The sequence below is a fragment of the Limimaricola cinnabarinus LL-001 genome, from assembly GCF_000466965.1.
Taxonomy (GTDB): Bacteria; Pseudomonadota; Alphaproteobacteria; order Rhodobacterales; family Rhodobacteraceae; genus Limimaricola; species Limimaricola cinnabarinus.
The window spans coordinates 1-9,031 of record NZ_BATB01000096.1; the positions used below are offsets into that span (position 1 = coordinate 1).

7 protein-coding genes and 1 pseudogene are annotated in these 9,031 nt (G+C 61.5%); 2 read left to right on the top strand and 6 right to left on the bottom strand.

The genetic code is table 11. The annotated features are described in order from the left end of the window. Window positions 1-315: 315 nt before the first annotated feature. Entirely contained in the window at window positions 316-1,554 is a 1,239-nt protein-coding gene (mobQ, locus tag MBELCI_RS17550; protein WP_021695592.1) for a MobQ family relaxase, read from the top strand. Between the two features lie 124 nt (window positions 1,555-1,678). On the opposite strand, the gene MBELCI_RS17555 is transcribed toward mobQ, so the two are convergent. The 4 genes from MBELCI_RS17555 to MBELCI_RS17570 all read right to left on the bottom strand — a co-directional run bounded on the left by MBELCI_RS17555 (window position 1,679) and on the right by MBELCI_RS17570 (window position 5,543). Then, window positions 1,679-2,758, bottom strand: a complete 1,080-nt coding sequence (locus MBELCI_RS17555; protein WP_021695593.1) for a M14 family metallopeptidase — start codon at window positions 2,756-2,758, stop codon at window positions 1,679-1,681. Between the two features lie 3 nt (window positions 2,759-2,761). Further along, on the bottom strand, window positions 2,762-3,058 hold the full coding sequence (locus MBELCI_RS17560) for a hypothetical protein (protein WP_045320449.1): 297 nt from the start codon (window positions 3,056-3,058) through the stop codon (window positions 2,762-2,764). A gap of 64 nt (window positions 3,059-3,122) precedes the next feature. Beyond that, complete coding sequence (locus MBELCI_RS17565) at window positions 3,123-3,950, bottom strand: serine protease (protein ID WP_131505594.1); 828 nt, start codon at window positions 3,948-3,950, stop codon at window positions 3,123-3,125. 60 nt (window positions 3,951-4,010) lie between these two features. Beyond that, window positions 4,011-5,543, bottom strand: a complete 1,533-nt coding sequence (locus tag MBELCI_RS17570) for a S8 family peptidase (protein WP_158497408.1) — start codon at window positions 5,541-5,543, stop codon at window positions 4,011-4,013. A 536-nt stretch (window positions 5,544-6,079) separates the two neighbouring features. Between MBELCI_RS17570 and MBELCI_RS17575 the strand changes: the two are divergent. Then, window positions 6,080-6,604: pseudogene (locus MBELCI_RS17575) on the top strand (IS5 family transposase); the annotation flags it as partial. A 1-nt stretch (window position 6,605) separates the two neighbouring features. Here MBELCI_RS17575 and MBELCI_RS17580 read toward each other — a convergent pair. Continuing rightward, window positions 6,606-8,150 (bottom strand): tyrosinase family protein, encoded by a 1,545-nt coding sequence (locus MBELCI_RS17580; RefSeq protein WP_021695597.1) that lies wholly within the window; start codon window positions 8,148-8,150, stop codon window positions 6,606-6,608. Window positions 8,151-8,170: 20 nt separating this feature from the next. Next, window positions 8,171-8,566 (bottom strand): hypothetical protein, encoded by a 396-nt coding sequence (locus MBELCI_RS20185; protein ID WP_081698650.1) that lies wholly within the window; start codon window positions 8,564-8,566, stop codon window positions 8,171-8,173. Window positions 8,567-9,031: the final 465 nt, after the last annotated feature.

Genomic DNA, 9,031 nt, shown 5'->3' on the forward strand with positions numbered 1-9,031 from the left:
GCGCGCCGCCCCGCGCCACGCCAGCGGATCGGCCATGGCTCGCTACGCGGGCCGGCCTGCCACGGGCTTCGGCACCGGGCGGCGGGCGCCCGTCGGTCCCATCGCAGGGCAGGCGGCTCGCCGGGTTTGCCGCTGGCAAACCGCCCGTGGGCAAGCCCGCGCCTCGGGCCTCTTCGAGACCACTCCGCGCGGGCTGTCGTCCGGCCCCCGGCCCCTGCGTGACAGAGCGCGGTCCAGGGGCCGGACGACGGCTGGCCAGCAGGCCAGCCAGGGGGCGCTGCGCTTGCTCGTCGTGGCTGTCGGAGGGTAGGGCGCGTGGCGAGCTACCACCTCTCGGTCAAGACGATCAAACGCAGCGCCGGCCGCTCGGCCACGGCGGCGGCAGCCTACCGCGCCGGCGAGCGCATCGACTGCCAGCGCGAGGGGCGGGTGCATGACTACACCGCCAAGCAGGGTGTCGAAGACAGCTTCATCGTGGCGCCCGAGGGCGCGCCGGCCTGGACGCAGGATCGGGCGGCGCTGTGGAACGCCGCCGAGGCGCACGAGACCCGCAAGAACTCCGTCACCGCTCGCGAGTGGGAGCTGGCGTTGCCGTCCGAGCTCGGCGCCGACGAACGGGCGGAGATCACCCGCGCCTTCGCCGAGCAGCTGGTTGGACGCTACGGCGTGGCGGTGGATGTCGCGATCCATGCGCCGCATCGCGAGGGCGACCAGCGCAACCATCACGCGCATCTTCTGACCTCGACCCGGCGGCTGGAAGCGGAGGGCTTCACCGACAAGACCCGCGTGCTCGATGCTGCCAAGACCGGCGGCGTCGAGATCGAGGAAATGCGCGGCGTGTGGGCGGAGCTGCAGAACCGGGCGCTGGAGCGTGCGGGCGAGGCCGAGCGTGTCGATCACCGCTCGCTCGACGCGCAGCGTGAGAGCGCCTTGGAACGCGGGGACCTCGCTTCGGCCGAGGAGTTGGACCGCGCGCCGGAGGTGAAGCTGGGACCGGCAGCCAACGCCATGGAGCGGCGCGCCATGCGGGAGGCCGCAGCAGAGGGGCGTGACTACGAACCCGTTACCGAGCGCGGCAGTACCGTCCACGGTGCCCGGCAGGCGCGCGCCATGGTCCGCGAGATGCGCGAGCGGCTGGACCGGGCGCGGGAGATCTATGGCGAGGCCCGCGAGGAGGGACAGAGGCGTGTGTCGGCCGGCCTCGCGGCGCTCAGGACGGCGACGACGAAGAACCGGACGGCAGGGCGCGGGTCGGAGGATGTGCGGGAGCGTCTGGCGCGGATCGTCGGGCGGGACAGCGCGGAGGCAGGTATGGAGCAGGCCGACAGGAGCCGGGCGCAGGAGCGGCTGCGGGAGACGTTAGACAACGATCGAGGGGCTGAGCGGGACGCGGGCGCCGAGGATAGCGAGAAGCCGTCGATCCGCGAGAAGCTCGACGCGGTACTGAACAAGCAGCGCGAGAGGCTGGAGCTGGAGGACGAACCTGAGAAGGAACGGGATCATGAAATCGAGAACGAACGCGATCTTGATCGGGGACCATCCCATGGCCTCTGACTTGCCACCGGTCCTTGCTACCATCCCAGCTTGGCGGTCGGCAATGCAGCAGTTCCCTCGAAAGTTTTATTGCTCATTTCCGGAACCGCCCCAACTAGGCCTGTTATTGGGCAGGGAGTGCACGTCAGGCAATTGCGGTAGTGCTCACATCGGCGGCGAACTTGACCAGCGCCGCAGAGACCTCGCGCATCACATTCTCCGCTTCATTGAATTCCGGCTGAAAATCGTGGCCGCATTCCATGGTAAAGCCCAGCACTTTGGGTTTGTCCTGATTGGCATGGTGACGGCTGTAGGCGTAATCGTCGCTCGCGCCCGAAGTTGCATAGAGCGAAAAGGCGGCCGAAACCTCGTAGTCGTCACCGCGGACTTTGTGAATCTCCTTGGCCATAAGCTGGGACAGGCGCAAAAGTTCGGCTGCATCGGCCTCCTCGATGAACTCACGATACGCCGTATCGCCTGCGATGCCGCGTTGACCGTCGTGGGCTGGGTTGAGGAAATTCATCTCGGGGGTGTCTGTCTGGATATCGTCCAGCCCCCAATTGTGAAAGACCGCCGGCACCGCGCTGTGAATATCCAAGTACCATCTCGCGCCAGTGTAGTGATCTAGCAGCCAGACGATATTGCGTGTTTCGGGCTCCGAGGCTGCCTCGGGGCCAACATAGATGTATTTATGACATGGGTCGTCGGAGGCGCTGACCGCGTTGGGTGCGAAAGTGCGGCGAAAATCCCAAGCCACGTCAAAATTCCGGTTCAGGTCAACGCCGTGACACATGCCTCCGTCCGGCATCGGGTTGGGAACACGGTTCTTGCGCCAGTCCGGGTCGACTTCCTGACTGTAGACACGGCCATCGGGGTTAGCGCAAGGCAGGATCAGCAGTTGCATGTTGGCGAAGATTTGGCTGATCTCATCGGCCGTGATGCGCGCCTCGCCATAAGTCAGCCCAGTGCCGCCCTTGCGCGCTTCCAGCAGGTCGGCGGCAAGGTAGACTAGGGCATCCGGTGGAATCCACTCGCGGGCATGCACCCCACCGACGTAGATCACCGTCTTCATGTCCGGGCCACGCGTATCGCCCAGTGCCAGTGCATGAACCTGCCGCGTCTCCACGCTGGTATGGGGCAGGGTGACCAGATCGCAGAAATCGCCATATTCAGTGGCAAGCAGTTGTATCCCGGTCGTGATCTCTTCGAAATTGAGATAGCTCATCGGTTACTCCTTCCTGCCAAGGCCGCGCGGCGCCGCGCCACCAAGAAAGCGGTTACCGCGGGGCGCCATGCGCAGTCGGCGCGCTGCCGAGGGCATTTCTTCGAGGACTTCGATTTGCACACCGCCCGAACGTCGCGTGCTCAGGCGGGCAAGTTCTATATCTTCGGATATGACCGTTGTGGCGTAGCGATCATCGCGTTTCACTGCGACCGGTCGACACCCCATGTCAACCTCCGCCCTGGCGAGGAAATCGCGCAATTCGGGCAGAGTCGCGGCGCTGACGCGCAGTTTCTTCGGCATCTTATCGGCTCCTTCCATTCAAACAACCGTCGCCCCGGCCAAGTAATACCGGGGCGCATTGCTGTTACTTATTTTCGGCTGTTTTGGACATGGTTTCGTTGGCCCAGTCGGAGATCTCCGAGACTCGCGTATAGACGCCGTATTTCAAACGCAGCGCGCAGCCTTGTCCCCAGCTTACGATGCCGACGACACGGTCTTCACTGCCGATGATGCCGTCAACCGGCCCACCGCTGTCACCCTGACAGGCATCGACGCCGCCGTCGCGCTCACCGGCGCAGAACATCGACGGCAGGATCGCGCCATCGTAGCTTGCGGGTTCGTTGCAAACCTCGTTCGTTATCACCGGCACCTCGGCAAACAGCAAATCGTCGGAACCCGGACCGCCCATCGACGTGGCACCCCATCCGGTAACCCGAACGCGCGGTCCGACCGGCAATTGCTCATCCGTTGTCTGCATCTCGACCGGTTCGCCCATCGTGGCATCGCTGGCCAGTTGTATCAACGCCGCGTCATTGTCGAATGTGGTGGGGTTCCAGTCAGGATGCACGTGAATCGCGGTCACCCCGAGTAACTCCCCGCCAGTCTCATAAGTCAGCGTGCCGGCAACGATGCTGAGCCGTTCGGGATTATTTTGCCACAGCGGGCTATCCACGCAATGTGCCGCTGTCAGCACCCAGTTTGCGGCCACCAAAGTGCCGCCACAGAACTGGTTTCGGTCCTCGCCGCCACCGACCAACGCGACCTGCCAGGGCGTTTCGGAAATATCGGGTACCGGCGCGCCGCCTATGATCAGCGGGCTTGCGGCAGGTCCGGAATCGTCTTGCGCCACTACCATCGGCGCGTGGCCCAGCATCAGGACAGCAGACAAAGTGATCATTTTGGGAATATGCACCGTTATTCTCCCTTAGGTTTCAGGTGGTGGTAAAAATCTCCGTTGTTCTCATTTGTCCCCTCATCCGGTCCCGGGGCCGCTTCCTAAATCGGCAATCAGCAGGCCTTCGCTTGCCGCGACCTCCAGCGCTCTGGTCACGGCGGCTTCGGCATCGACGCAGCCGTGACCGTATTCCGGCGAATGCCCGTTCACGTAATCTGCATCTGATCCGATCCGGCGCGCGCTGGTGCGGATGATGTCGCGCACCTCCGCCGCCGTAAGGCGGGGATTGGCGCTGAGCACGAGGCTGCAAATCCCGGCAACCAGCGGGCAGGCGCTTGATGTGCCTTCGAAATCGTTGTGATAGTCACCCGGCTTGTAGCCGCGCGATCTTTCGGTACCTGTACTGTCGATATAAGTACCGGTGACGTCGGACGTCGTAATCCCAAGTCCACCGCGCCCGGCGGAGGGCGCGCAGACCGCGATTTCCCTCCCTTTTTCAGAGTAGCTTGCCCGCCTGTCGAGACTGGTGCATGCGGCCACCGCAAGGACATCCGGATGGATGGCAAAGCCGTTCTGGGTGCGCGGTGGATCGTTGACGTCCTTGCCGGAGTTTCCTGCCGCAAAGACCACGACCGCCCCCTTGCCGCCGCGCCCTTCGGTAGCGCAGCGATGGATCGCCTGCGCGATGCGTGTCGGCAAGGGGAATACCTTGGCCTCGGCGTTCCAGCTGCAACTCACCACCCAAGCACCGTTGTCGCTGGCATAGTCAAACCATTTAGCAACATTCAGCGTTGACAAGTGATCTGTCATTCGCAGGGGCATGATCGCCGCGTTTGGGGCCGCGCCCACGATCTGTCCGCCGCCGGGCTTACCGGCGGCGACGCCAGCGCAGGCGGTGCCGTGCCAATCGCCGGCTATTGGCGCAAAAAGGTCCGGTTCGGGCGCCACGTTGTCATCGCCGCGGATGAAGTCATGCGGATGCACCGCCTTTTCGGCAAGATCCGGATGCGCAAGGTCAAAGCCGTCGTCGATCACTGCAATCACGGCCTCGGCTGAACCGAGGTTGCCCAGCTTGCGCCAGGCGTCAACTACTCGCGCATCGGCCTTGGCCTTGAGACCGGCGGTATTTCCGTCGATCTCGCCGCGGTTCTCAAGATGCCATTGGCGGGCGAGCATGAGATCATCTGGCAGGAAATTCAGCAAGTTGCGAGGTGTGATCAGATCCGGCTCGGCTAGTGCGACTGCAGGGTCCTCTTGGAGCTCCGCCGCGAGTTTGACGCCATCACGGGTATATGTCCGCACGGTATAAAATCCGTTGGATACCGAGACCAACTCCAGGTCATATCTGGTAATCAGGTCGTCAATCAGCCCGGCATCGGCACCCGAATTGAACGACAAGAGCAATGTTCCTTCCGGCACAAAAGGCACGTCATCGTCCGACGTATGATAAACTGGCGCATGCTCCTGAACATCGCGAGACCGGCTCAGCATGGAAGTTTCGGCGGCAACTTCGGCTTCGGGTATTCGCATGTCGATAATCTCAAAACGGCCCAGCCGTCCGCGCCGTTCAGTCGACCGCCGGTAGCTCAGGGTTTGGAGCGTGGACTCCAAGCTCCGTGACCGGCCCGGAGCGGCACGCAGAGCGACTTGCGTCGCGCTTTCTTGAAACCCCACATTGGAACCGCCTAAAAGGAGTGAAACTAGCTCTGCCATGTAGCGCGTCCCGGCAGGTCTGCACCCCGCGGCGCGCTATGGCCGTCAGCAGGTTTTAATGGCTGTTTGGCAGAGGAATCGCTGCGCGGCGTATTTGCTCCTGGAAAGGTGTGAAATATCCGTAGAGGACGTCGGGCAGCGAAATCCATTTTCTCGAACTCCAAATTCATGCGCGGCTGATGATCAGCGCGGAAGAATGACTGAAGAAATCAGAACCAAGTTGAACCATGGGCGTGTCAAGCCCTAAATACACGACATGGTGGCAGGGTATCACGACAGGCCGAAACAGCAAAATGCGTTTTTAACTTCAGCCGCTGCAATCTATTTGCCATGCTAGCAGCGAGAAAGGTTTGCTATCGGGCGGCCGACATCGCCAAATCGCGCCTTGACCCGGATGGGGCATCCACACACGACGGACGTAACCCGGGCCCCCGGGCCTAGCTGCCAAGCCCGGCGAGAAGAAGACCGCGATGATCGACGCCACTTACCTCAAAGCCCACCGCACGGCGTCCAGTCTTGGCGTCAAAAAGGGGGGCGTGGCCGCCTGATCGGGCGCACCAAGGGTGGCATGAACACGAAATTGCACGCCATCTGCGACAGCCAGGGACGTCCTCTCAACCTGCTCGTCACGGCAGGACAGGTCAGCGACTACATCGGTACGCGGGCGCTTTGCAGCAGCTTACCGGATGTCGACTGGCTGCTCGGGGATCGTGGCTACGATGCCGACTGGTTCCGGAAAGCATTGAAAGACAGGGGGATACGCGCTTGCATCCCGGGCCGGAAACAGCGGAGCAAACCGGTGAAGTATGACAAGCGTTGCTACAAGCGCCGCAACCGGATCGAGATCATGTTTGGGGCGCTTGAAGGACTGGCGGCACGTCGCGACCCGCTACGACCGATGCCCGAAGGTCTTCCTGTCCGCCGTTGCGCTGGCAGCAACCGTCTTGTTCTGGCTCTAACTCAATGAGTTTGGAGCCTAAGTATGGCCACGCCTTCGATGGACAGTGCGCCTGGATTGGCGGCCCGTTCAGCGACGAAATCAGTGGCGAGGCCCGTGCGGGCAGCGACGGCGGTAGGAGTAAGAAGATCGAAGGGTCGGATCACCACCACCGCTCTACCAGGGTCGTCGAGTGCGGCCATCGCGGCCGTCGCGTCGAATGTCTGGGTGGACCCGGAGTGCTCGGAGCCTACAGCGTGGTGGTTCAGACCGAAAAGCGCCAAAGTGCCGAGATAACTGGGGGAGGATCGGTCGGCTGTTACCTCGGGATTGTCCAGCAAGTAGACGTCGTAGCCCATGCTCAGCGGCGCATCGATGCGGATACCTGATATCTCGACCAGCACCGTGTCAGTTTCGCTCTTGTCCGCCACGTCAAGCGTCACCGCGAGCGGGTCAGCGGCGATCCGGGTGTTCGTGCCGCCGCGGGCCAGTATCTCGGACGGCCTATTCGCTGACGCTACGAGGATGGGCTCATCCGGCAGCACCAGCGGCATGCAAGCTGGATTGTCTGTGTCGTAGACGTAGCCGAGATCGCGATGATCCATCATCGACCGTCGTGACGGCGTCTGCACCGCGCCAGTTTCGTCATGGAACTCCCAAGGTGTGGCGTCAAACCAGTCGAAATCTGGCAGCGCTCCCCAGTTGCGGCCTGCGCCGCACATCCATTCGGTCCAAAGTCTGTCAATGGTGGCGTGATGCACCCAGAATATTGGGTCGAAGGCCGCGGTCGGGACGGAGCCCATAGCGCCGGTGGCGTCGCCCACAACACCGCCAACGGCAAAGTGAAGCAGATTGTGCACGCCTGCTTCAAGGAGCCCCTGCGTGCCGCCGGCATCATCGGCGATGCCACCGGCAAAGCCCTCGTTTCCAACCAAACTGAAGAATTCGGCAGTGTTCATAGGCTGCGAGATGTCCACCGCGGGTTCAGTAAGCTGGAACACGCCAAAGGCAAAGCCAAGATCGCGGCTGGGGTGAAAAAGTGGATTTGGAATCTCATTGGGCGCTTGGCCAAAGCTCTCGGGGGCGAAAATTCCAGGGAATGTTCGCTGGGCCGGATCATGGTAATCCCAATAGGGAATGGCCAGCGTCGGGTCGCCCGCGGCCTCGCGCAGGATGCGTTCGAAGTACATTAGATAGGCGCGGTGCCAAGGCAGGAAGTTCGCGGAGTTCTGACCGAAGTGCGGGCATTGGTTCCAAAACCGTGCCTGGTCGACATTGGCGACTTCGGGATCTTCGAGTTCCGCTGTTGCAACTGCCTCGGACGTGACGCCATGAACGGCAGCTTGGAAAAACCAGCTCCCGGGGTGCGAGGGTGGCCTCGACCTAATCACGTCAAACGCAGCTAGTAGGCTGTTGACCCGGTTGTCGTCCTGTAAGAACGCGGCCAAGTCCATTCGCATCGGTTTTTGCTGAGCCTCTGCGGGTCGAGGCAGGGCTGGGACCAGGGCGCTGGCACCTAAAAGGCCCAACGTGGCGCGTCGGGTGATCGGAGGGGTGGGCAGGGTCATCGACGGTACCTCCTATGGGGTCAGGCTCGGACGGCGTAGAAGCTGGCACTGAAACCCGCCTCTGCCTGTCCGTTCGAGTGAGGTTCTGTACGGATAACAGAGCCCACCAGTGCGTCACGCTGTTCGATACCATGGGACCAATCTGGGACGCTGTAACATAGATAATCATAGACCCATGTTTCGCCGCCGATCTCACCCCGGCCCTGAAAACGCAAGTGAGTTGGATCGCCTGATTTGACTGCGCCAGTCAGCGCAAGGGACCAGCCGGAACCTCCCAACGTACCGGTCAGGATATCCCCTTCGAGAGCCAAATTTAGCTGACCGAGGCCAAAAGCAAGGTCATTAAACACGGTGCTTGGGTCGGGATCGTTCAACAGGCTACGATATACCCAAGTGCCGGAAACATCTTCGGACATCGGTCTTTCTCCCATTAAATATTGTTTAGTTGAGTCCATCGCTGTGGTTTGTGATGAGAATAATAAAAAATCTGCTTTTAGGGCTTACTCTGCACTATGCTGGGCCAATGCGCTAGACTTGTGTGCATTTTCGTGGATTTATGGCTGCGTCGACTTGGTTTTTGGGTAGTACTTCTGCGGCAGCAATCCTGACATAGAATCCAGTTTCACTTCTCCGTTCTCTAAATGTGCTCGATTCGATCGAGCATGGAAGCATGTCCTTAGAAAAGGGGCCGTGTTCGCCGACGTCCTAAACCCCAAACGAAAGTACACCACAAAACCTCACTGAAAAACGATGAAAATGGCGTGTACCGTCCAATTGCTGATTGGTATCAACGGCGATGTTGCACAAAGCAACCTCGGGCATGACTGCCCCCTTTCCCGCCTTTCCTCAGCGGACGGCTTCGATCTCGGCCCTGCCAAGGG

Bases quoted from the DNA above. Each gene is read 5' to 3' on its own strand.
- MBELCI_RS20185 (WP_081698650.1), bottom strand. From the start codon at position 8,566: ATGTCCGAAGATGTTTCCGGCACTTGGGTATATCGTAGCCTGTTGAAC.
- MBELCI_RS17555 (WP_021695593.1), bottom strand. From the start codon at position 2,758: ATGAGCTATCTCAATTTCGAAGAGATCACGACCGGGATACAACTGCTT.
- MBELCI_RS17580 (WP_021695597.1), bottom strand. From the start codon at position 8,150: ATGACCCTGCCCACCCCTCCGATCACCCGACGCGCCACGTTGGGCCTT.
- MBELCI_RS17560 (WP_045320449.1), bottom strand. From the start codon at position 3,058: ATGCCGAAGAAACTGCGCGTCAGCGCCGCGACTCTGCCCGAATTGCGC.